We start from the raw sequence: 21,801 nt of genomic DNA on the forward strand, positions 1-21,801 counted from the left end.
CGTCCGATCCCCATCCGGCCACCCACGAGGACACCATGAGCAGCACGGTCATCACCAACATCGCCGCCCTGGTCACCAACGATCCCTCCCTCGGACGGGCGTCCCCCGGCTCCGGTGAATCCGAGAGCGGGGGCACGTCCCGCACGTCCGCCCTCGGTCTGATCCAGAACGCGGCCGTCGTCATCGACGGCGACCGCGTCGCCTGGACCGGTGAGTCAAGCAAAGCACCCGCCACCGACAACCGGGTCGACGCCGGCGGCCGGGCGGTGATCCCCGGCTTCGTGGACTCCCACTCGCACCTCGTCTTCGCGGGCGACCGCACCGAGGAGTTCAACGCCCGCATGTCGGGCCGCGGCTACTCGGCCGGCGGCATCCGTACGACGGTGGCGGCGACGCGGGCCGCGACGGACGCGGAGCTGGAGGCCAACCTCGTCCGGTACCTCACCGAGGCCCTCCGCCAGGGCAGCACCACCCTGGAGACGAAGTCCGGCTACGGCCTCACCGTCGAGGACGAGGCGCGCGCCCTGCGCCTCGCCTCCGCGCACACGGACGAGGTCACCTATCTCGGCGCCCATATCGTCTCCCCCGACTACGCCGACGACCCCGCCGCCTACGTGGCGCTGGTCACCGGCGAGATGCTCGACGCCTGCGCGCCGTACGCGCGGTGGATCGACGTCTTCTGCGAGAAGGGCGCCTTCGACGGCGATCAGGCCCGCGCGATCCTGACCGCGGGCAGGCGCAAGGGCCTGCACCCGCGGGTCCATGCCAACCAGTTGTCGTACGGCCCGGGCGTGCAGCTCGCCGTCGAACTCGACGCGGCCAGCGCCGACCACTGCACGCACCTGACGGACGCCGACGTGGACGCGCTCGCGAACAGCCGCACGGTCGCCACCCTGCTGCCCGGCGCGGAGTTCTCCACGCGCGCACGGTGGCCCGACGCCCGCCGTCTGCTCGACGCCGGTGTCACGGTCGCCCTGTCGACGGACTGCAACCCGGGCTCGTCCTTCACGTCCTCGGTGCCGTTCTGCATCGCCCTGGCCGTGCGGGACATGGGCATGACCCCGGACGAGGCCGTGTGGTCGGCCACCGAGGGAGGGGCCCGGGCCCTGCGCCGCACGGACATCGGCCGTATCGCCCCGGGCGCGTACGCGGATCTGGTGGTCCTCGACGCACCGAGCCACGTCCACCTGGCCTACCGGCCGGGGGTGCCCCTGGTGTCGCAGGTGTGGCGGCGGGGCGTGCGCGAGGTCTGACGGTCACGCGTGCAGGGTGTGCGTCAGGACGCGCCCGCCCTCCACCGCTGGGCGTCGTCGCCCCGGTCCGGCAGCAGGAACAGCGTGCCGCCGCCGTAAGGTGTGACCGCGTGGTCCGGGGCGATCCCCGGGCGGATCACGCCGCGGGAGTCGACCGTGAAGCGCAGGTTTCGGCCGTTGGAGCTGTAGACGGCGGCACACTCCCAGATGCCGACGCCCCTGTAGACGGAGCCGCGGCTGTCCAGGCAGAAGCGGGGGTCGGCGTACGACTGGAGGACGCCGCGTGCGCTGTCCACGCGCCAGCGCTGGGTGGCGGACGAGGCGCAGGGCGCCGTGATGACGTCCGTGCCCAGGTCCATGTTCCCGTCGCGGATGTCCAGGCACTGCCCGGAGGCGACGTTCACCACCTGGGCGTACGTTCCGTTCGGGGGGTGCGCCGCGGGAGGCTTCGGTTCCGGTTTCGGCGTCGGCGACGGGCGCTTCGTCCTGGAAGGCGCCGGAGACGGTGGGGGACTCGGCGCCTTCGTCGTCGGCGTCGGGGAGGGCGACGGCGTCATCGAGACGGTCGCCGTCACCGTCACCGCGGGCGCCGGTGGCGGGGTGCGTACGGCGCTCGCGGCCCGCGCCGGTTCCGAACCGCCCGAGGCGAGCAGGTAGACCAGCAGCGGGGACAGCGCCACACCGGCGGCCGTCGCGGCCAGCGCGGTGCGCCGGGCCTGCCACCGGCGCCCCGCCCGGGGCGCGCCGGCCGTGCTCCACTCGTCCGTGTCGTCCATGACGTACGCCGTGCCGCCCCAGGGGAGCAAGCCCTCGGCCAGTGCCGTGCGCGGTGCGTCACGCAGCTGCGACAGCTCCTCGTAGGCGAGGGCGCAGTGCCCGCAGAGCGTCATATGGGCGTGCAGATCGGCACTGTAACGCGGGCTGCCGGGCCGCACGGACTCCTCGATCAGCCGCCGGAAGTCCTGGCAGCGTGGATTGCCGGAGGCCGCCAGCCGGGTCTTCAGCAGGGACTGGCGCAGCGCCTGGAACGCGGGTTCGGTGCCATACACCACGTCCTGCGGGGACACGCCGAGCAACCCGGCCGTCCGCTCCGCCGGTTGTTCCTCGACGACCCCGTACCAGACCAGGCTCTGCACCCGGATGGGAAGTGCCCGGAACGCGGTGAGCATGGGCGGGACGAGGCCCTCGGCCCCGGCCGCGCGCAGCTGACCGAGCAGGCCCGCGTCGAGACGGGAGGCCCGTTCGTCGTCCGCCGCCCATGAGGCCGCCACCCGCCCCGCCAGCAGCAGGAGTTGGTGGCGCCAGGGGCCGCGCGGATCGTTGCCGTGGGCGGTGTCGCGGGCGGCGAGCGCGAACACCCGGGCGGTCAGCTGGCGGGCCGCCGTCTCGTCGACCGCGCACAGGCGCGCGTACGCGAGGACCGCGGGGCGGTGGCGCCCGCGCAGCTCGCGCAGGGCCGGATACGCGCTCGGGGTGTCGGTGCGCAGCAGCTCGGTCAGCCGGGCGTCGGACACCTCGCTGTGCATACCACCGCCGGTGGCCTCGACGTCGTCGTCGTCCCGCTCCGCCCGGGCCATCCCCGTGCCTCCTCGCACCCTGCTCCGGCCGGCGGGCATGCCTGGAACTCAGGGGCACCGGCCGGTACGGGGTGACCATAGTGGTGGAAGGGGACCCTTGGGAAAAGGGAGTTCCCCGCGGTAACCGATGTACGGGCCGGCGAACGGGCCGGCAAGGGCCCGTGAAGGGCCGCGAGTGGGCCGGGACGCCGGTGCCGCCCCATGCAACCCACCCGGCAGCGGGTCGGGTTGCGTGGGGCGGCACCGGGGCGGACGGACAACCTTGCCTCCGGGCCCGTTGCTTCGGGCCTGGTTCCGCGACGGGGCGGGCCCGCGGCGGAGCGGTGGGCGGATCGACGGCCCGTCACTCCTCGACCGTGAGGCCCTTCCGCAGTCTCACCAGCGTGCGGGACAGCAGCCGTGACACGTGCATCTGCGAGATGCCCAGCTCGTCGCCTATCTCCGACTGGGTCATGTTGGCCACGAACCGCAGTGACAGGATCTTCCGGTCGCGCGGCGGGAGTTCGGCGATCAGGGGCTTCAACGACTCGACGTACTCGATGCCTTCGAGTCCGTGGTCCTCGTAACCGATGCGGTCCGCGAGCGCGCTCTCGGAGTCGTCCTCCTCCGGCTGGGCGTCGAGGGAACTCGCCGTGTAGGCGTTCGAGGCCGCCATGCCCTCGACGACCTCGTCGTTGGAGATGCCCAGGGCCTGGGCGAGCTCCGCGACCGTCGGGGCGCGATCGAGTTGCTGGGCGAGGACGTCGCCCGCCTTCGCCAGGTCGAGACGGAGTTCCTGCAGCCGCCGGGGGACACGCACGGACCACGATGTGTCGCGGAAGAAGCGCTTGATCTCGCCGACGATCGTCGGCATCGCGAAGGTGGGGAACTCGACGCCGCGGCTGAGTTCGAAGCGGTCGATCGCCTTGATCAGGCCGATCGTGCCGACCTGGATGATGTCCTCCATGGGCTCGCTGCGCGAGCGGAAGCGCGCGGCGGCGAACTTCACCAGGGCCAGGTTGAGTTCGACGAGGGTGTTGCGGACGTACGAATACTCGTGCGTGCCTTCTTCGAGCGACTCCAGACGTTCGAAGAGAGTCTTGGACAGGGCCCGTGCGTCCACCGGCCCCACCTCGTCGTAGGGGGGGATCTCCGGAAGCCCGGCGAGTGCCTCGGATGCGGGGGGACCGTCGGACCAGGTGAGGCCCTCAGGACCGGCGAGCTCTTCGGTCCCGGTGAGGCCTTCGGGTCCGGTGGGGGCGCCGCGGTCGGCGAAGACGCCTGCGCGGTCGCGAACCGATCGCTGTGGTGGGAGTGCCGACGTCGCCCTCTGGGTCTGCGATGCGTCGAGCCGGGGTGACATGATGTCCTCCATCGTTCTCGGCATATGGCTGCCGATGCCAATACGTGCACTGCCGTGTGCGGCGCCTCCAAAGCCGGCTGGGTCGACTGGGTGTCCCTACTAGCCCTACCCGCATTCGTCGACTCATCGCAAGTGCGTTCTGTAGTGAAATGTCCGACTTCACGAGGTTGTTCGGGTGTCGAGGGGCGCAGGGAAGGCGTAGTGTTCCAGGGCGTCCATCAGCAGCCACGACGGTCGGGAGAGAGACGGCATGGACCGCGGGACGGTCGGCAGCGCACAGTCTGGCCGGCTATTGGTCGAGGTGCGGCAAGAGGGCACGAGTGCCGTCGTGACACCGGCGGGTGAGCTGGATCACCACACCGCCGATCTGTTGCGCGAACCACTCGACGACTGCCTCGAAAAGGGGCTCTCACGCCTGGTCGTGGACTGTTCACGGCTGGAGTTCTGCGACTCCACCGGGCTGAACGTGCTGCTAGGCGCCCGGCTGAAGTCCGAGGCCGCCGGTGGCGGGGTCCATCTGGCCGGGATGCTGCCGGTGGTGGCACGGGTCTTCGAGATCACCGGGGCGGACGCCGTTTTCACCGTTCACGACACGCTGGACGCCGCCCTGGCCGAGTAGGGGGGTGGCGGGCGGGTCCCCGCCCGGTTTCTGTCGCGAGGGGCGCGTTATGCGCGTCACAGGTCCGGTCCGAATCCCGGGGTGTTCCAGCGATCCGGTCGGGCAGGAGACATGCTGAACACGTCGGCACCGACGCCGGAAGCCCTGACGAAAGGGGCCGTACGCGAGCGGCGCGAGCAACGATCGACGGAAACGCCGCCGATCTCCGTACTGAGACTTGAATCGTGAACAGGTGAATCGGTGAGGTGAAGCGCTGATGAGCACCACCCGGCCCCACTCGCCGGGCGACCGCGGCCCCGAGCGGAGCGGCGCTTCCGGAACGCCCGCGCGGGGAGCGTCCGACGAGGGTGCCTCGTCGGGGGCGCCCGGGGAGCAGGCGCGCCCCTCGGGGGAGCAGGTTCGCAGGTTGAGTTTCGACGGGGAGAGCGGAGTCGTCCCGCTGGCCCGCGACTTCACCCGCCAGGCACTCTACGCATGGGGCTGGCTGCCCGCCGCCTCCGCCGACCAGCGGGCCGCCGCCGAGGACGTGCTGCTCGTCGTCTCCGAACTCGTCACCAACGCGTGTCTGCACGCCGAGGGTCCCGACGAGCTCAGGATCGGGTGTGACAACAAGGTGCTGCGCATCGAGGTCTCCGACAAGGGCGGCGGGCAGCCCGCGCCGCGCACCCCGCACCGCGCCGGACGACCCGGCGGTCACGGCATGTTCATCGTGCAGCGGCTCTGCCTGGACTGGGGCGTCGTGCGTACGCCCGGAACCGCAGGCAAGACCGTGTGGGCGGAGCTCGGCGCCCCCGCGTGATCGGCGGGGCGAGCCCCGACCGGGGGTTACCCGCGGTTCGGACTCTCTTCCGCCCGTCACCCCGCACATCACTTCTCGCGCGCCGGATCACCACACATCCGGCGCGCTCTGTGTCTTCCCTCCACACGACCCCGGGCGTACCTTGACGGCCGATCTGATATGCCGTCAGGAATGAGGGGACCGTGTCGTACCAGAAACGAACCACCGCGTTCGCGTCGGCCGCGGCCCTGGCCGGCTCGGCGGTGCTGCTGGCCGCTCCTGTGGCCCGGGCCGAGGTCGTCGACGTCAACTACCACTGCAAGACGCCGATCGGCGACAAGAGCGCCGTCTCGCCCATCGACATCAAAGGCGTCAGGAGCGGCAGCGGCTACAAGATCACCATGTCATGGCAGAAAGGCGTCTCCTCCAGCCCGGTCGAACTGGGCAAGGGCGCGATGAACCCGAGCGCCACCATCCGGCTGGGCGGCGCGGACAGCGGCACCATGTCGGTGTCGGGCCCCGCCAACCAGGCGGCCATCCCCGCCAACACCCCCATCAAGATCAATGACTTGAGCGGTACGTACACGACCAGGAAGTCCGGCAAGGTCACCTTCACCGCGGGTGTGCTCACCATCAAGGCCCTCGGCACGACGACCACATGCACGCCCACCAACAGCCCGAAGCCGTCACTGGCCCTCGACGTCACGGCCGTGGGCGGCTCCGGTTCCGGCTCCGGTTCGGGCTCCGGTTCGGGCTCCGGTTCGGGCTCCGGTTCGGGGCAGAGCGGCACGGACTCCGGCGGGCAGCTCCCGCAGACCGGCCCCGAGGACTCCGCGATCGCCCTCGGCACCCTCGGCGGCACGGTCCTGCTCTCCGGCGCGGCCGGGGTGCTGTGGCTGACGCGCCGCAACCAGGCCGTGCGCCGCTGAGGCGCACCCCGGACCCCCGGGGGCCACCGCCCCTCGACCAGGCGCTGCGCGCCGCCCCTTCCCGTCGGGAGCCGCCGATGCCGTACGCCCGCCACGTCCTCTGCCTCCCCCTCGCCGCCCTGAGCCTGCTGGCCACCACCCACACCACCACCACCGCGGCCGGCGACGGCGGCTGGTCCATCGCGCCCGCGACGGGCGGCGCGGACGGGCGGCCGTACATCTACGCGGAGGGCGCGCCCGGGACGGTCCTGGAGGACGCGGTGTCGGTGCTGAATCCGGGCGGGAAGCCGGTGACCGTCCGACTCAGCGGCGCCGATGCGGACAACACCCGGGACGGCCGCTTCACGGTCCGCGCCAAGCCGGCCGACACCGGCGCCTGGATCGCCTTCGCACGCACGACGGGCGGGCACAGGACCGCGGTGCGCACCCTGTCGCTGACGGTGCCCGCCCGTACCCGGGCCGATGTGCCGTTCACCGTGACCGTCCCCGCGGGCGCCGCGCCCGGCGACCACCCGGGCGCGATCGTGGCCGGCGTGGGCACCCGCTCCACGGCCGTACGCGTCCGACTGCGCGTGGCGGGAGCCGCGTTGTCCGCGCTGACCGTGGAGCACGTGGCCGTGCGCGGCGGGCGGATCTCGTACGAACTGGTCAACCGCGGCACGACCGTGCTGACCCCGAGGCTCGCGGTGCGCGCCGACGGCCTCTTCGGCCGGGCCCTGGACCGCGCCCCGCGCACCCTGCCCCTGGAACTGCTGCCGGGCCGCCGGGTCCGGCTCACCGAGCCGTGGCCGCACCGCCCGGCGCTCGACGCGGTGGAGGTACGGCTCACGGTCACGGCGGCGGGCGGGGCACACGGCTCCGGGTCCGCGTCGGCGTGGTTCGTGCCCTGGGGGACGGTGGCCGGCACCGCCGCCGGGCTGCTCGCGGCCGTGGGCGCCGCCGTGGTCGTACGACGCCGCAGGCGCCGCCCGCCGGACCGGGACCCGGACGCGGACGACCGGCCGGGCAGGGACGTCGAGTTGACGGGAGCGGTGAAGTGAAGGGGCGTATTCCGGCGCTGGTGGCGCTGCTCATGCTCGTCCTGGCGCCCTTGGCGCCGTCGGCCTGGGGCGCCGGCAAGCCGGCCGTCGACCTGTCCGCCTCCCAGGCGGGGACCGGCGGTTCGATCACCGTGACCGGCAGCGGCTGGCGGCCGAGGACGCTGCTGATGATCCTGATCTGCGGGCAGTCGGTGCCCTCCCGCGGTGTGATCGAAGGCACCAACTCCTGCGCCAACGCGGACGGCCGGGCCGTCACCACCGACGACGGGGGCACGTTCCGCAGGAAGCTGCCGGTGGCCGAGCCGCCCGTGCCCTGCCCCTGCGTGGTGCACGTCGCCACCGTCACCGGCGCGAAGGCCGACGCCGACGCGATCTTCCAGGTCGCCGGGCACCCGGTGGAACCGCTGCCCGCCCAGTCCCCCGCGGGACGGCTCTCGGTGCTGACGGACACCCGCCTGGACGGGTCCAGCGGGCTGCTGACCTGGTTCGGGGCGCCGCCGTCCCGCACGCTCGTGTTCACCGTGGGCAACGTCGGTTCCTCGCCGGTGAAGAACCCCCTCTTCCGCGTGGGCACCTCCCACGGGGTGTTCGCGCCGCAGTGGGACGAGCAGCAGTGGCACGGCACCATCGCCCCCGGCAAGAGGGCGCGGATCGAGTTGCCGGTGGAGCTGTCGGCGGGCGCCCACGGCGACTACACGGTCTCGCTGGAGTACAGCGGCAAGGTCCTTGCCGAACAGCCATGGGGAGTCGGCCGTCCGTGGGGCGTGACCCTCTTCTGGATCCTGCTCTGCATGGTCGTACCGGCGGCGGTGTTCCGCGCCGGGATGGCCGTCGTGGACCGGGTGCGGCCGCGCGGGCCCGTGCGGCGGGCGGCGCACCGCCGGGGCCTGCGGCTGCCCGAACTCACCCTGCGTCTGCCGAAGCCGGGCGCCGGCCCGCCCGCTCCCTCGGCCCGTACCCGTTCGGCCCTGCCGTGGTTCACCCCCGACTCGGATCCGGCGACCACGGCGAACGGTCGGCTCTCCGCACCGCAGGAGAACAGTCCGACGACCCCGACGAAGGGAAACACGTGAGCACGCAACGGAGAGTCCTTGCGGCAGGGGGCAGAAGCCGGAGGGCGAGCGCGGCCGGAGCGGCGCTGATGCTCGGTGGCGCGGGCATCCTGTTCGGCGTGGCCGCCGCGCCGGCCCAGGCCGCCGAAGTGTCGTACAAGACCGAGTGCATCCCGCCCTCGATCTCCGGGCTGCCCCCGGTCGAGGGCACCACCGAGGTGCAGATCACCGCGCCGGCCGAGGCGAAGGTCGGTGACGAGGTGACGATCACCTGGAAGTTCGTGCAGGCCGCGTCCAAGAACCCCGATGTGCTCGACCTGGAGAAGGACACGGTCAAGCCGACGGGGACGCTGAAGGCGGCGGGCGCGCAGACCGCGGACATCGCGATGGAGGGGCCGCGGTCGAACCCGCCGATCCCCAAGAACAGCGACATGAAGCTTTCCGACATGACGGGCAGGCTGAAGCTGACCACGGCCGGCGAGGTGACGCTGACGCCGGACGCGTACGACATCAACGTCAGCAAGCCGATCTCGACCGACACCAAGTGCTCCCCGCAGGAGACCGTGCCGTCGTCCGCCACCATCAAGGTGACGGGCGCCGACGGGGGTTCGGGCGGGCCGCCCACGGGCCTGCCCACCCTGCCGACGGGCGTGCCCACAGGGCTGCCCACCGGGCTGCCGACCGGTTCCTCCCCGGCGTCCCCGACGGCGAGCGCGAGCGGCACCGGCGGAGGATCCGGCACCGGCGGCGGCAGCGGCGGGCAGACGGACTTCACCGGCAAGGAGGTCCAGGTCCCGTACGCCTGCAAGACGCCCATCGGCGACAAGAACGCCACGTCTCCCGTCCAGGTCAACGCCAAGAAGACCGGCGGGAGTTTCGACCTCACGGTGCAGTTCAAGAAGTCGGTGATGAACAGCCCGGCGGACATCCCGAAGGACTCCGTGAAGCCGTCGATGGAGGTCGTGCTCGGCGGCGCCGACAAGGGCACCGTGCACGTCGAGGGCCCCACGAACGCCAAGGACATCAAGTCGGGCGACCCGATCGAGATCCCGGACCTGACGGGCACGTACAAGCCGGGCGCGAGCGGGCAGTCGACGCTGTCGCCGGGCGTCCTGACCATCAAGGCCCTCGGCACCACCACGACGTGCACACCGACGAAGACGGAGGTGTCGCTGACCCTGGACACCTCGCAGCAGCCGGGCGGGGCGTCCGGCGGCTCGTCGACCGGCGGCTCGTCGTCGTCCTCCGGCACGTCCGGCGGCCTGGCCCAGACGGGCGCGGAGGACCACGGCACCCTCAAGGCGCTGGGCCTGGTGGCCGGGACGGCGATCCTGCTGGGCGGCGCGGTGTTCACGTTCCTGCCCCGGCGGGTGCGCTGACCGTGCCGCTCGCGCGGCCCTGAGGGCGGGCGGGTACCGGGAGGACCGTGGACCCCCGCTACCCACCCCGCCGACGCCTCCATGCCGGGGCCTGAGGAACATCCGTGTCAGATCGTGCGCTAAGGGTTCACCGGGCTGTTTGGTGCTTTGACCTGGGGTGATTGAGCGTCAGAGCCTTCGCGGGTCGTTGTTGTCGATCTTCGGAGAGCTGTTGTGGCGGTCGAGTTCCTGACGGATGAACAGGCGGCCCGGTACAGGTCATTCCACGAGGCGCCCTCGCGGGCGGAGCTGAAGCGGTACTTCTTCCTGGACGACGCGGACCGGGAGGCGGTGCAGGCCAAGCGGCGGTCGCACAACCGGCTCGGGTACGCGGTCCAGCACACCAGCGTGCGGTTTTTGGGCCGGTTCATGCCGGACCCGCGGCAGGTGCTGGTGGAGGCGGACGCTGTCGACGAGTAGCGAGACGCGGCGGGCGCGTCTGGCCGCGCCCGCCGCTCGCACCGTCTGGGAACTCTATGCGTTGGCCGCCTGGACGCGGACGGCTCGGGCGCGGACCACGAAGGGCCGGGAGAAGAGGGTGATGGCGATGGAGACTGCGGCCACAAAGGTGATGGCCGTGCCAGCAGTGAAGTGCTGGGCAACGCCACCAGCGATCGCGGCTCCGATACCTTGCCACGTCATCCGGCCGGCGGACTCAACTCCCTGGACCTGGCCACGGACCGGATCAGGGGTCAACTCCAGAAGCTGCTCCTGGAGCGGCAGGGTGGCAGCGAAGCCGGCACTGGCGATGAACACCGCGGCTGTCGCCACCAGCACGGGCGGGTGGACGGCGAACAGCAGGTAGGGGGCGGCGAGCAGCAGTCGCAGGGCGAATGCGTAGCGGCGTCGCTGCTCGGCGGTGAACAGCCGCCCGACCGCAAGGTCACCGAGGAGCATGCCTGCCGATCCGGCGGCCAGGAAGACGCCGGCGTGATGGGGGGCGTAGGAGATGAACAGGGCCTCGCAGCCAACGATCAGGCCATTGGGGACCCACAGGTTCAGCAGCAGCGCGCGTTGGCCGGAGTGGGAGAAAAGCTCGATGTTCGTCGTCCAGGTCTGGCACAGTCCAGGGCGCCGGGTCAGACGGATCGAGCGTTCCCGGACCGTCACCGCCACGATGATCAATCCACCGCCGGTCAGGGCGGTCGCGACGGCGAAGACCTCCTGCGGGCTCAGGTACCGCAGCAGTACGGCGCCGATGGCGTAGCCGAGGATGGCCATGCCTCCCGAGGTGATGTTCATCAGCGAACGTGCCAGTGCATAGGCGGAGGTCGGCACTACCTCGGCGAGCAGTCCCATCCGTGTGCCCGTTCCCAGGGACTGGAAGAACCCCAGTACAAGGAGCAGACCGAACCGGGCGGCGAGCGGCAGCCCTGGAACCGCCTGTGCGGCAACACCTACGAGCGAGAGGCACTGGAGCGCGACGAGGGTCCGGCGAGGATGGCTTCCGTCCGCGACCGACATCAGCGTCAGCGCACCGAGTACCGTCGCGAAGGTGGCGCCGTACATGCTCACAGCGGTCAGGAACGGGGACTTGGTCTGCTGGTTGACCAGCGTGCCGAGCGCGAAGCCCGACAAGGTGCTCGCGGCGACCGTCAGTGTGAAGCTGGCGTACAGGCCGACGAATTCACGGTTGCGGAGCAGGTCATGGTAGGTGGTGGGAGGTGTGCCGGAGGCAGATGTGTCAGAAGGCATGAAAAAAGCCTTCGCGCGCACCCAACCTGGGGCGCCGAAGGCCGACTCGTGGATTATAGCAAGTGCCCCAGTCCCACCACGGCCCGCATCGGACCGGTGGAGACGCGGACGCGGATACGCACCGGTCTCGGCAGCACCGCGCATTCACCGGCGGCTGTCGCCAGGTGCGAGCAGACTGGTCAGCTCCGAGATCGCCTCGGGGGACGGCTTGAAGTAGCGGCGGACGTTCTCCGGCTTCTTGTGCCTCGACTTCGCCATCAGCATCAGCAGGGAGGCGCCCTGCTCGCCCAGGTGGGTCAGGGCGGAATGACGGTACTCGTGCAGGTCCCAGCCCGTCCCCGGCCCGCGCACGGCGGTGTGCTCGTCGAGCAGGGCGCGGGCCTGGCCGTAGGAGAGGCGGGCCATGCCGGTGTCCGGGCACACGTCGCGCGGGCTGACCACCTTCCCCGGGCCGGGGCGGCGATGGGTGACGAACACCGGCCCCCGGATACGGCCGCGCAGCAGCCGGGGCAGGAGACGGGCGGTGCCGGCGTCCCAGTAGACGGTCTCCAGCACGAAGTTCTCTCGCGCCTGACCGCGGCGGCGGGTCTTGCTGCGGGCGCCCTTGGCCTTTACCGGGCAGCGGCGGGCGGCGAGGTTCAGGTCCTCGATGTTCACGCCGAGGATCTCCTCCGCGCGGGCGGCGGTCTCGTAGAGCATCCGCCACAGTGTCTTCTCCCGCAGGTGGACCTCGCGGCGGGCGATGAGTCGGTCCACGGCCATCTTCGATCGGGCCGGGGTCTTGGAGTCCGGCACCGCCAGCCGCTTCGTCCCGGCCGGGACCGCCGGGGCGTCGTAGCCGTACAACTCGCACCAGCCCAGCCAGGAGAGCACTGCCGTCCGGCGGGCGTTCCAGGTGCTGACCGCCGCAGTGCCCCACCGCAGTTCCAGGGCCTCGCCGATCTCGTCGTCCGCGACCGACCCCAGCGGGCGGGCCTCCCCGATCCGCTCGGCGGTCATGCCGACGCCGACTCTCCGTAGCTGCGGACCGTGTTCGGATTGCGCAGCGAGTCGAGGAAGGCGTCTGCCGCCGCGCGGACGGTCAACGTCTTCCCGGCCGGCAGTTGCACCACGGTGGGCACCGCTTCCCCCTTGCCACGGATAACAGGGCCGCTTCACGTACGGCCCGGAGAACGTCACCGCAGGTGACGAACCAAGCTCCCGCAGATAATAGAGCGTTATCTGCGGGACGACTTCAGACCGATCCCACCGCCAGCGGCCCACCGACCACCCACCAGGGACGACGGAGGCTTAGCGCACGATCTGGCATGGATGTTCCTCAGGCCCCATGAGTCCCGCGAGTTCACGCAAACTGAAGGGTTCTCGGTGGGAACTCAAGGGTTCGTCGTCATGCTCTGCGGAGTTGCTTCCGTGGGTTCGAGGCCAACTCGCGACCTTGCCGTTCCTGGTCCCCTGGACGGGCAAGACGCCGAGCGGTTAGCCAAGAGGGCGGCGGTAGCGCAACTTGTTGAGAGAAGCCCCACCGGTGGTGTCTTCCACGGCTGCGCCGTCTGCGCGCCAGCCGACAGCTTCGTAGAAGCGCCGGGCGCGACAATTGTCTTCCAGGACCCACAAGGTGGCTTCCGTGTACTCGGCCTGTCGGAGAGTCGTCAACGTGGCCAGCATCAAGTGCTTCCCGATCCCAGTTCCCCAGACCTCGGGCATCGCGTAAAGCGTGCCGATTTCCGCGGCGGCAGGGGTCGTCTGAGACGGGCCGAAACCTGCGAATCCGACGATCCCCGCCTCGGTTTCGGCTACCAGTACTCCCGACAATGGCCATCGTGTCTCCGCGATGCGTGTCTTCCACTCGGACTCTTCGCGGCTTGGGTCCATGGCGCCGAGGTAGGGCTGGGGGACAAGACCGGCAAAGGCCGCCTGCCAGGAGCGCACGTAAACACCGGCGACCGCTGATGCGTCATCAGGCCATGCCTGTCGGGTCTGCATGGCCGTCATTCTTCAAGTCCCGTCAATTTGGGCCAAGTTCTTTTCCCGAGGGCGATGCCGAGTGCTCGGTTGCCTGTTCCAGTAGTGCCCGTGCGGAGTCCGCGTAGCGCATTGCGGTCTTCTCGTCGAGCCCGAACACCTCGGCGAGGTGAAGTGGATCGGGCCCGTGGGTCAGGGCCTCTTCGAGCTGCCGGTCGACGCGGAGCCGCTCCAGCGTCGCGTCCTGGCCGCGCATCGAGGCGCTGATCCAGTGGTTGCTGGCGCGGCTGGTCCTGGTGGCGGTCTGGTTGTTGATCAGCAGATGGAGGTTCGCGGTGCTCGGCCACCGGTTTCGCCGGTGCTCCAGCCAGTCCAGCAGCAGTTTCAGGGGGAGGTCGTCGAGCGGGCGGACGCGTCCGGCGATGGTCAGCCGTCGGTTGCCGAGGTCGACGTCGTCGAGCATGAGCATGCCGATCTGGGCGACCCGGGCGGCGTGCACCGCTGCGAGGGCGAGGATGAGTCGTGTTGCCGGGGTGGTGGCCGCCGCGACGGACCGGCCGACCTGGGCGGGGACCAGCGGCTGGAGCACGCCGTACTCGTACTGACCGACCTTGATCCGGCTGGTCGGGTTGCGGAAAAGCAGCCCATTCCGCTTGGCCCAGGAGAACAGCGAGCGCAGGGCCACGAGTTGGTCACGCCGCTGGTGGCCGTGCAGTGTCTTGATGTAGGTCCGGACGTCGTCGCGGATCACTTCCCGCAGGTGGTCATAGCGGTCCGACCATTCCAGCAGGGCCGGCCGGACACGGTTGAGGTAGAGCCAGACCGTGCCTTCCCGCCGCGGGAGGCTGCGGGGGCCACCGTCGCGCAGGACGCGGGTCCAGCGCTCGGCCTCCCAGCGGATGCCGGGTGCGGGCCCCTTCAGCCTTTCTACGAGCCAGCGTTCGAAGGAGGGTTCGCTGTCGTCCTCGAAGATCCCCATCTCCTCCAGGACCGTGACGACGTGGCCGACCGGGAGGTCGCGGGACCGGAGCGGGGTGAAGATCTCGCTGTGCCGGATGACGTCGCCCTCGACGTACCCGGTGAGGACAAGGGCCAGGCCGCGGTTGACGGCGAAGCGGATGTTGCCTCCCCCAGCCCCGTGCCTCGGCGAACCGGTGAGCGAGGTACTTCGCCCAGGTCAGCCAGGGCTGGTCAAGTCAACGCCGGAGGGGTCGAGACGGCTGTAGTCGCGCGGGACCTGTCCGAACAGCGGCAGTTGTCTCCAGCCGGCATTCGGCCGCCAGGCCGGTGCGGGCGGCGGCTTGCGAGGGGCGCCCCGCCGTCCGCCGCGCCGCCGAGGGGCGAGTGCCGATCCGTTGCGGTGGTGCATGCCCATGAAGAACAGCTGATGGTGCCGGACCGCGTTGAGGCGGGCCCTCACATCGGCCTCCGCGGCCAGCCGGCCGACAGCGGCCTGGGCGCCCAGCCGGGCCTGGCACCAGCACAGACGACAGAAATCCCACTTCAGCGGCTGGATACGGCGGAGCCGGCGCAGACGGCCGTCGCGTGGCTGCGGCCGAACATGTAGCAGGTCGGGCAGAGCCGTCCGCTGAAGTCGCCCCAGGCCAGGCAGCCGTCGCAGGAGTCGGTGGGATTGCGGTAGCCCTTCGGACACCGGCTCATGCAGGCGGCAGCGACCGGCCGTCGCGGCGCTTGGGCACCACCGCCGGAACCGGTGCGGCGGCGCCGACAGCGGTCCGGCTGGTGTTCTCCTTGCCGGGGCGGGTGACCTTCTGCGGTTCCGGGATCAGCAGGTCGCCGATCTCGCAGCCGAGCGCGACGCAGATGACGTCCAGGTCGTCCAGTTTGAGGGAGACCGGCTGGCCGGACCACAGTCCGGACATCTTCCCGGCCGAGATCACCAGGCCGTGCTCGGCCAGGCTCCGCTGGAGCTCGGACGCCTTCCAGATACCCTTGTTTGCGGCGGTCAGCCGCAGGTTCCACCTCATCGGGCCAGTCCTTCCAGCCGCTTCGCGGCCCGTTCCATCCCGGCGACCCAGGCGTCCTCGACCCAGATCTGCTGCACGTGGATGTACCACATCGTGGCGGTAATCCAGGAATGTCCCAAAACCTCCTGGATCGCGAGCGGGTTCAGCCCGTTCCCATAGAGTTGGGACGCGCAGAAATGCCGCAGGACGTGCGGCGTCAACTTGTCCGTCCAGCCCGGCAGATGAGCCTCGACGGCGTTGTCGAGACCGTTGCGCAGGGCGTCGTCGCCGACCCGGCGGGCGGAACCGTCGGTGTTCTTCCGCTCGCTCGGGAACAGCGGGGCACCGGGCCGGGTGTGATTGTCGTCGAACTGGCCCCACACGTCCTCGATGAACCACCGCAGCGTCCGGTCGGCGCCGTTGATCAGCGGCACCATCCGCTCGCGCGGCCCCGAGCCGCGGGCGCCTTTGCCGTGGCGGACGTGGAGCTTGCCGAAGCGGCCCAGGTCCCACTTGATGTCGTCCAGGTCAAGGCCGCATGCCTCGCTCACCCGCAGGCCGACCTGGGGCATCAGCTTCGAGGCGGTGTAGTTACGGGCGGTCGGGGTGAACTTCCGGCAGGTCGCGAGCCCACCGCCCCAGCCCGTGAACGCGCTGCGTGAGCGTGGCGCGCCCGGTGGGGGCGGCCGGAACCGGCGGGACCGGCCGTCCCTCTACGCCCACGGGGTGTCCGCTCCGGGTCTCGGAGCGGTGGACGGCGACCACCGGGATCCACGCCTCTGCGCGCGTCGACGCGTGTGAGGCCCGGCACAGGTCATTCCTTTCGGGGCCGGCGGTGGCCGGCCCGCACACAAAAGAGACCTTCAGCGTCACGTACCCGCCAAAGGTCCCCGATGGTGCTACAGGCGTTTCGATGACGATACGCCAGGACACCACCGGATATGAAAGGACTTGAGACAAGCATCACAGGTGAATCCGCTGTCGCGGGCACTTATTCGAAGGTGTTCACCCGTATGGCACCCCTTAGACGCAAGTGTGCGTCCCCATGACGGCCGGTGATGCCGCCGCCGTAGCGTGGCAGCCGAAGGTAAGAGCGCCCGAGCGTCGCTCACACCTGCGATCACGCTCATGCTCCCATCGCGGGCGGACTACCATCACCCCATGACCCGTGTACTGCTCGCCGAGGACGACGCGTCCATCTCGGAGCCGCTGGCCCGCGCCCTGCGCCGGGAGGGTTACGAGGTCGAAGTGCGCGAGGACGGCCCCACTGCGCTCGACGCCGGGATGCAGGGCGGCGTGGACCTCGTCGTGCTGGACCTCGGGCTGCCCGGCATGGACGGTCTGGAGGTGGCCCGCAGACTGCGCGCCGAGGGCCACACGGTGCCGATTCTCATCCTGACCGCGCGCGCCGACGAGGTGGACACCGTCGTGGGCCTGGACGCGGGCGCCGACGACTACGTCACCAAGCCGTTCCGGCTGGCCGAGCTGCTCGCCCGCGTCCGGGCGCTGCTGCGGCGCGGCGCCACCGAGCCGGCCCAGCCGCCGGCCACGCACGGGGTGCGCATCGACGTCGAGTCGCACCGGGCGTGGATGGGGGACGAGGAGCTGCAGCTGACCGCGAAGGAGTTCGACCTGCTGCGGGTCCTGGTCCGGGACGCGGGCCGGGTCGTCACGCGCGACCAGCTGATGCGCGAGGTCTGGGATACGACCTGGTGGTCGTCCACGAAGACCCTGGACATGCACATCTCCTGGCTCCGCAAGAAGCTGGGGGACGACGCGGCGAACCCGCGGTACATCGCGACGGTGCGGGGCGTGGGCTTCCGCTTCGAGAAGAGCTAGGGGGTGTTTCGAAAGTCCTGTGCGGTGCCCGCGGTGTCCGGTGCGTGCTCTCGGCGTGCCGGACGAAGGCCCTCGTACTGGACGTACTTGGGGTTTCGGCCGGTGCGGCGAGTGGGGGTGCCCCCTGCTCGAAGAGCTTGGGAGAGCGTGCCGGGCGCCGTGGGTGCTGTGCGGGACTTTCGAAACACCCCCTAGGGCCCCGGCAGGCGGCGTCCGCCCGTCAGGGAGCGGCGTCGTGGGGGTCCCCCCGGTCTAGCGGAGCCGGGCGTGGGGGAGCGTGCTCCCGGCGTGCCGGCCGGAAGTCCCCGTACCGGACGTACCCGGGCTCTCGGCCGGTGCGGTGTGCGGGGGTGCCCCCTGCTCGAAGAGCCCGGGGGAGCGTGCCGGGCGTCCGGTGGGCGCGGAGAGCGACGGGGCAGACGTTGCCCGCTGGGGCACCAGGCACTCCGCCGGGCCCGGCCGGATCCCCGGCGGGCTCCCCCTGCCGGGTTGCCGCCCCGTCCGGGGCACACTGGTCCTTGTCCAGCCATCGCCCGGAGGGCCCCGTGCGTCGTCGTCTCATCCAGTCCACCCTCGCCGTCGTCCTCGTGGTGATCGCCGTCTTCGGGGTCTCCCTGGTGATCGTCGAGACCCGGACGATCAGCAACAGCGCGCGAGAGCGTGTCGACTCGGAGGCCCTGCGGCTCGCCAGCATCGTGGACAGCCGCCTCCTCGGTGCCCAGAAGGTCTCTCCCGCGATCCTGGAAGGCCAGATCACCGCCGACAAGTACGCCGTGATCACCATCCCCGGCCAGGCCCCCATCGAGATCGGCGCCAAGCCCGTCGGCGACGTCATCCACTCCACGGCCCAGGGGGAGGAGGGCGAGACGGTCCGGGTCGAGGAGCCGCGCTCCGCCGTCACCCGCGAGGTCGGCCGCACGCTGATGATCATCGCCCTGGTCGCGCTGCTGGCGATCATCGCCGCGATCCTGCTCGCCGTGCGCCAGGCCAACCGCCTGGCCTCCCCGCTCACGGACCTCGCCGAGACCGCCGAGCGCCTCGGCTCCGGTGATCCGCGGCCGCGCCACAAGCGGTACGGGGTCCCGGAGCTGGACCGGGTGGCCGACGTCCTCGACGCCTCGGCGGAGCGGATCGCGCGCATGCTGACCGCCGAGCGCCGCCTCGCCGCGGACGCCTCCCACCAACTGCGGACGCCCCTGACCGCGCTGTCCATGCGCCTGGAGGAGATCGCCCTCACCGACGACCTGGAGACCGTGAAGGAGGAGGCGACCATCGCGCTGGCGCAGGTGGAGCGGCTCACCGACGTCGTCGAGCGGCTGCTGACCAACGCCCGCGACCCGCGCACCCGCTCGGCGGTCTCCTTCGACCTGGACGAGGTCATCCAGCAGCAGCTCGCCGAGTGGCGTCCGGCCTACCGCAGCGCGGGCCGTGCGATCGTCAGCTCCGGCAAACGGCATCTGCGGGCCGTGGGCACCCCCGGCGCGGTCGCCCAGGTGCTGGCCGCGTTGATCGAGAACTCGCTGATGCACGGTGGGGGCACGGTCGCCCTGCGCACCCGTGTCACCGGCAACCAGGCGGTCGTGGAGGTCACCGACGAGGGCCCGGGGGTGCCGCCGCAGCTGGGCTCCCGGATCTTCGAGCGCACCATCAGCGGCCGCAACTCGACGGGCATCGGCCTGGCGGTCGCCCGCGACCTGGCGGAGGCGGACGGCGGACGGCTGGAGATGCTCCAGGCCAAGCCCGCGGTCTTCGGCCTGTTCCTGTCGCGCACACCGCTGCAGGTGCCACCGACGAGGGAGGGGCCGGAGCAGACGGTCAGGTAGGGCCGGAGCAGACGGTCAGGCAGGCCCGGAGCAGACGGTCAGGCAGAGGAAGGGAAGCCGACCGGGTGGGCGGCCGGATCAGCGGTGGACGCGCTGGTCGCGACGGCGCCGGGTCGCCTCCTGGAGTATCGACTCCGCGCCCACCACCGCCTCGCGGGCCGGCAGCGTCCGGAAGACCCACGAGCGGTACGACCAGAAACGGAACAGTGTTCCCAGGCCGATGCCGAAGACCTTGAAGAGATTGCGCTGCAGCGAGCTGTCCCAGCCGAATCCGTAGATGGCGGTGTAGAGCACGCCGTTCTCGATCACGAGTCCCACCGCGCTGAACGCCAGGAAGAGCGTGAGCTCCCTCGTCCTGCCGGTCTTGTCGCGCTCCCGGTACGTGAAGTAGCGGAAACCCACGTAGTTGAAGGCGATGGCGACCACCGTCGCGATCACGTTGGCGCGTACCGCCTGCAGGTTCGTGGTGTGCCACAGGAGATTGGAGACCGCGAAGTTCACCAGCGTGCCGAGGCCGCCGACCGCGCCGAACTTGGCGATCTCGCGCACCAGCTGGTCGAGCTGCCGGCGCACCCCGCCGCGGGGCTTGTCCTGCAAGCCCGTGGAACCACTGCCCATCGTGTCGCCAGCCCCCGTCGGGTCGCGGTCGTGTCGGTCCGTCGCATCGTCCGGTCGGCAGGGCGCGCCGAGCGGTTCCGTCAACCACGCCATGCTAACCAGCGGCTGTGACCGCCGCCCGTGGAGCATTCATGAGGACGGAAAGAACGATGCCGCCGAGACGGGAGGAAGACGGCCACAGGCGCGGAAACCGGCCACCCTGGCGCGGCCGATACCCTAGGTGCGTGACGTTCCCGGTAGTCGGCATGGTCGGCGGGGGGCAGCTCGCTCGTATGACACACGAGGCGGGCATCCCGCTCGGCATCAGGTTCAAGCTTCTCAGCGACACCCCGCAGGACTCCGCGGCCCAGGTCGTCAGCGACGTCGTCGTCGGCGACTACCGCGACCTGGACACGCTGCGGGCCTTCGCGCAGGGCTGCGACGTGATCACCTTCGATCACGAGCACGTGCCCACCGAGCACCTGCGGGCCCTGGAGGCGGACGGCATCCCCGTGCGCCCCGGCCCGGACGCGCTCGTGCACGCCCAGGACAAGGGCGTGATGCGGGCCAGGCTCGATGCGCTCGGGGTGCCGTGCCCGCGGCACCGGATCGTGAGCGACCCCGAGGACGTCGCCGCCTTCGCCACTGAGGGTGACGGCTTCCCGGTCGTGCTGAAGACGGTCCGCGGCGGCTACGACGGCAAGGGCGTGTGGGTCGTCGGGTCGGTCGAGGAGGCCGCGGAGCCGTTCCGCGCCGGCGTCCCGGTCATCGCCGAGGAGAAGGTCGACTTCGTGCGGGAGCTGGCCGCCAACGTCGTACGGTCCCCGCACGGCCAGGCGGTGGCCTACCCCGTGGTCGAGTCGCGGCAGGTGAACGGGGTGTGCGACACCGTCATCGCCCCGGCCCCGGACCTGGACGCGGACCTGGCGATGCGCGCCGAGCAGCTGGCCCTGACGATCGCCAAGGAGCTCGGTGTCGTCGGCCACCTCGCCGTCGAGCTGTTCCAGACCCGCGACGGACGCGTCCTCGTCAACGAGCTGGCGATGCGCCCGCACAACTCGGGCCACTGGACCCAGGACGGCGCGATCACCTCGCAGTTCGCCAACCATGTACGGGCGGTCCTCGACCTGCCGCTCGGCGACCCCCGCCCGCGGACCCCGTGGACGGTCATGGTGAACGTCCTCGGCGGCGACTACCCGGACATGTACTCCGCGTACCTGCACTGCATGGCCCGCGACCCGCGGCTGAAGATCCACATGTACGGCAAGGACGTGAAGCCCGGCCGCAAGGTCGGCCACGTCAACACCTACGGCGACGACCTCGACGACGTGCTGGAGCGCGCGCGTCACGCTGCCGGCTACCTGAGAGGCACCATCACCGAATGAGTCCCGTTGCAGGCATCGTCATGGGGTCGGACTCCGACTGGCCCGTCATGGAGGCGGCCGCCCAGGCCCTCGACGAGTTCGAGATCCCGTATGAGGTCGACGTCGTCTCCGCGCACCGCATGCCGCGCGAGATGATCGCGTACGGCGAGCAGGCCGCGGACCGCGGCCTGAAGGTGATCATCGCCGGCGCGGGCGGTGCCGCGCACCTGCCCGGCATGCTGGCCTCGGTGACCCCGCTGCCGGTGATCGGCGTCCCGGTCCCGCTGAAGCACCTGGACGGCATGGACTCGCTCCTGTCGATCGTGCAGATGCCGGCCGGGGTACCGGTGGCCACGGTCTCGGTGGGCGGCGCCCGCAACGCCGGTCTGCTCGCGGCCCGCATCCTGGCCGTGCACGACGAGGAGATCCTCGGCCGGATGCGGGAGTTCCAGCAGGACCTCAACGACCAGGCCACCGAGAAGGGCAAGCGCCTGCGCTCCAAGGTCGACGGATCGGCGGGCTTCGGGTTCGGCTCGGGGAAGTGAC

Annotated in this window: 19 protein-coding genes and 3 pseudogenes; 12 read left to right on the plus strand and 10 right to left on the minus strand. The window is 71.1% G+C overall.

Features of this window, described 5'->3' with window-relative positions:
- The first annotated feature begins 35 nt into the window (after positions 1-35).
- Positions 36-1,253 carry an imidazolonepropionase gene (gene hutI / locus ACFSL4_RS08180; protein ID WP_381080075.1) on the plus strand — a complete coding sequence of 406 codons (1,218 nt, stop codon included), beginning with the start codon at positions 36-38 and terminating at the stop codon, positions 1,251-1,253.
- 23 nt (positions 1,254-1,276) lie between these two features.
- On the opposite strand, the gene ACFSL4_RS08185 is transcribed toward hutI, so the two are convergent.
- Positions 1,277-2,830: a ricin-type beta-trefoil lectin domain protein gene (locus ACFSL4_RS08185; RefSeq protein WP_381080077.1), complete on the minus strand. Its 1,554-nt coding sequence runs from the start codon at positions 2,828-2,830 to the stop codon at positions 1,277-1,279.
- A gap of 343 nt (positions 2,831-3,173) precedes the next feature.
- The gene (locus ACFSL4_RS08190) at positions 3,174-4,184 is read right to left on the minus strand and encodes an RNA polymerase sigma factor SigF (protein ID WP_381080079.1); all 1,011 of its coding nucleotides are present in this window, start codon (positions 4,182-4,184) and stop codon (positions 3,174-3,176) included.
- 238 nt (positions 4,185-4,422) lie between these two features.
- Here ACFSL4_RS08190 and ACFSL4_RS08195 point away from each other — a divergent pair, with 238 nt between their 5' ends.
- The 7 genes and pseudogenes from ACFSL4_RS08195 to ACFSL4_RS08225 form a co-directional block, all read left to right on the plus strand.
- A complete protein-coding gene (locus tag ACFSL4_RS08195) occupies positions 4,423-4,791 on the plus strand; it encodes an STAS domain-containing protein (protein WP_381080080.1) in 369 nt (122 codons plus the stop codon).
- Positions 4,792-5,047: 256 nt separating this feature from the next.
- Entirely contained in the window at positions 5,048-5,590 is a 543-nt protein-coding gene (locus tag ACFSL4_RS08200) for an ATP-binding protein (RefSeq protein ID WP_381080082.1), read from the plus strand.
- A gap of 182 nt (positions 5,591-5,772) precedes the next feature.
- Positions 5,773-6,498, plus strand: a complete 726-nt coding sequence (locus tag ACFSL4_RS08205; protein ID WP_381080084.1) for an LPXTG cell wall anchor domain-containing protein — start codon at positions 5,773-5,775, stop codon at positions 6,496-6,498.
- Positions 6,499-6,575: 77 nt separating this feature from the next.
- Complete coding sequence (locus ACFSL4_RS08210; protein ID WP_381080086.1) at positions 6,576-7,538, plus strand: COG1470 family protein; 963 nt, start codon at positions 6,576-6,578, stop codon at positions 7,536-7,538.
- Between the two features lie 32 nt (positions 7,539-7,570).
- Positions 7,571-8,611, plus strand: coding sequence for a hypothetical protein (locus ACFSL4_RS08215; RefSeq protein ID WP_381080146.1), 1,041 nt, complete (start codon positions 7,571-7,573; stop codon positions 8,609-8,611).
- 68 nt (positions 8,612-8,679) lie between these two features.
- Entirely contained in the window at positions 8,680-9,969 is a 1,290-nt protein-coding gene (locus tag ACFSL4_RS08220; RefSeq protein WP_381080088.1) for a hypothetical protein, read from the plus strand.
- A 213-nt stretch (positions 9,970-10,182) separates the two neighbouring features.
- Positions 10,183-10,407 (plus strand): annotated as a pseudogene (locus ACFSL4_RS08225) (DUF4158 domain-containing protein); the annotation flags it as partial.
- Positions 10,408-10,482: 75 nt separating this feature from the next.
- Here the strand turns inward: ACFSL4_RS08225 and ACFSL4_RS08230 are convergent.
- From ACFSL4_RS08230 to ACFSL4_RS08260, 7 genes and pseudogenes are all read right to left on the minus strand, one after another.
- Positions 10,483-11,703 (minus strand): MFS transporter, encoded by a 1,221-nt coding sequence (locus ACFSL4_RS08230; protein WP_381080090.1) that lies wholly within the window; start codon positions 11,701-11,703, stop codon positions 10,483-10,485.
- Positions 11,704-11,847: 144 nt separating this feature from the next.
- Positions 11,848-12,824, minus strand: a pseudogene (locus ACFSL4_RS08235) (tyrosine-type recombinase/integrase).
- 355 nt (positions 12,825-13,179) lie between these two features.
- Entirely contained in the window at positions 13,180-13,686 is a 507-nt protein-coding gene (locus ACFSL4_RS08240; RefSeq protein WP_381080092.1) for a GNAT family N-acetyltransferase, read from the minus strand.
- A gap of 22 nt (positions 13,687-13,708) precedes the next feature.
- Positions 13,709-14,644 (minus strand): hypothetical protein, encoded by a 936-nt coding sequence (locus tag ACFSL4_RS08245; RefSeq protein ID WP_381080094.1) that lies wholly within the window; start codon positions 14,642-14,644, stop codon positions 13,709-13,711.
- A gap of 524 nt (positions 14,645-15,168) precedes the next feature.
- A complete protein-coding gene (locus ACFSL4_RS08250) occupies positions 15,169-15,327 on the minus strand; it encodes a hypothetical protein (RefSeq protein ID WP_381080096.1) in 159 nt (52 codons plus the stop codon).
- Complete coding sequence (locus tag ACFSL4_RS08255) at positions 15,324-15,653, minus strand: helix-turn-helix domain-containing protein (protein ID WP_381080098.1); 330 nt, start codon at positions 15,651-15,653, stop codon at positions 15,324-15,326. Before ACFSL4_RS08255 ends, ACFSL4_RS08250 begins: the two co-directional genes overlap by 4 nt.
- Positions 15,650-16,246 (minus strand): annotated as a pseudogene (locus tag ACFSL4_RS08260) (tyrosine-type recombinase/integrase); the annotation flags it as partial. The gene ACFSL4_RS08255 and the pseudogene ACFSL4_RS08260, both read right to left, overlap by 4 nt.
- A gap of 547 nt (positions 16,247-16,793) precedes the next feature.
- Here ACFSL4_RS08260 and ACFSL4_RS08265 point away from each other — a divergent pair.
- A complete protein-coding gene (locus tag ACFSL4_RS08265) occupies positions 16,794-17,471 on the plus strand; it encodes a response regulator transcription factor (protein WP_381080100.1) in 678 nt (225 codons plus the stop codon).
- A gap of 545 nt (positions 17,472-18,016) precedes the next feature.
- Complete coding sequence (locus ACFSL4_RS08270; RefSeq protein WP_381080102.1) at positions 18,017-19,294, plus strand: ATP-binding protein; 1,278 nt, start codon at positions 18,017-18,019, stop codon at positions 19,292-19,294.
- A gap of 78 nt (positions 19,295-19,372) precedes the next feature.
- On the opposite strand, the gene ACFSL4_RS08275 is transcribed toward ACFSL4_RS08270, so the two are convergent.
- Complete coding sequence (locus ACFSL4_RS08275) at positions 19,373-19,912, minus strand: GtrA family protein (protein ID WP_381080148.1); 540 nt, start codon at positions 19,910-19,912, stop codon at positions 19,373-19,375.
- A 224-nt stretch (positions 19,913-20,136) separates the two neighbouring features.
- Here ACFSL4_RS08275 and ACFSL4_RS08280 point away from each other — a divergent pair, with 224 nt between their 5' ends.
- Positions 20,137-21,276 carry a 5-(carboxyamino)imidazole ribonucleotide synthase gene (locus ACFSL4_RS08280; RefSeq protein ID WP_381080104.1) on the plus strand — a complete coding sequence of 380 codons (1,140 nt, stop codon included), beginning with the start codon at positions 20,137-20,139 and terminating at the stop codon, positions 21,274-21,276.
- Positions 21,277-21,296: 20 nt separating this feature from the next.
- Positions 21,297-21,800, plus strand: coding sequence for a 5-(carboxyamino)imidazole ribonucleotide mutase (gene purE / locus ACFSL4_RS08285; protein WP_381080150.1), 504 nt, complete (start codon positions 21,297-21,299; stop codon positions 21,798-21,800).
- Position 21,801 lies beyond the last annotated feature (1 nt).

The sequence above is a fragment of the Streptomyces caeni genome (assembly GCF_042678285.1).
Classification (GTDB): domain Bacteria; phylum Actinomycetota; class Actinomycetes; order Streptomycetales; family Streptomycetaceae; genus Streptomyces; species Streptomyces caeni.

Bases quoted from the DNA above. Each gene is read 5' to 3' on its own strand.
- hutI (WP_381080075.1), top strand. From the start codon at position 36: ATGAGCAGCACGGTCATCACCAACATCGCCGCCCTGGTCACCAACGAT.
- ACFSL4_RS08185 (WP_381080077.1), bottom strand. From the start codon at position 2,830: ATGGCCCGGGCGGAGCGGGACGACGACGACGTCGAGGCCACCGGCGGT.
- ACFSL4_RS08190 (WP_381080079.1), bottom strand. From the start codon at position 4,184: ATGGAGGACATCATGTCACCCCGGCTCGACGCATCGCAGACCCAGAGG.
- ACFSL4_RS08195 (WP_381080080.1), top strand. From the start codon at position 4,423: ATGGACCGCGGGACGGTCGGCAGCGCACAGTCTGGCCGGCTATTGGTC.
- ACFSL4_RS08200 (WP_381080082.1), top strand. From the start codon at position 5,048: ATGAGCACCACCCGGCCCCACTCGCCGGGCGACCGCGGCCCCGAGCGG.
- ACFSL4_RS08210 (WP_381080086.1), top strand. From the start codon at position 6,576: ATGCCGTACGCCCGCCACGTCCTCTGCCTCCCCCTCGCCGCCCTGAGC.
- ACFSL4_RS08215 (WP_381080146.1), top strand. From the start codon at position 7,571: ATGCTCGTCCTGGCGCCCTTGGCGCCGTCGGCCTGGGGCGCCGGCAAG.
- ACFSL4_RS08220 (WP_381080088.1), top strand. From the start codon at position 8,680: ATGCTCGGTGGCGCGGGCATCCTGTTCGGCGTGGCCGCCGCGCCGGCC.
- ACFSL4_RS08230 (WP_381080090.1), bottom strand. From the start codon at position 11,703: ATGCCTTCTGACACATCTGCCTCCGGCACACCTCCCACCACCTACCAT.
- ACFSL4_RS08240 (WP_381080092.1), bottom strand. From the start codon at position 13,686: ATGCAGACCCGACAGGCATGGCCTGATGACGCATCAGCGGTCGCCGGT.
- ACFSL4_RS08245 (WP_381080094.1), bottom strand. From the start codon at position 14,644: ATGGGGATCTTCGAGGACGACAGCGAACCCTCCTTCGAACGCTGGCTC.
- ACFSL4_RS08250 (WP_381080096.1), bottom strand. From the start codon at position 15,327: ATGAGCCGGTGTCCGAAGGGCTACCGCAATCCCACCGACTCCTGCGAC.
- ACFSL4_RS08255 (WP_381080098.1), bottom strand. From the start codon at position 15,653: ATGAGGTGGAACCTGCGGCTGACCGCCGCAAACAAGGGTATCTGGAAG.
- ACFSL4_RS08265 (WP_381080100.1), top strand. From the start codon at position 16,794: ATGACCCGTGTACTGCTCGCCGAGGACGACGCGTCCATCTCGGAGCCG.
- ACFSL4_RS08275 (WP_381080148.1), bottom strand. From the start codon at position 19,912: ATGGGCAGTGGTTCCACGGGCTTGCAGGACAAGCCCCGCGGCGGGGTG.
- purE (WP_381080150.1), top strand. From the start codon at position 21,297: ATGGGGTCGGACTCCGACTGGCCCGTCATGGAGGCGGCCGCCCAGGCC.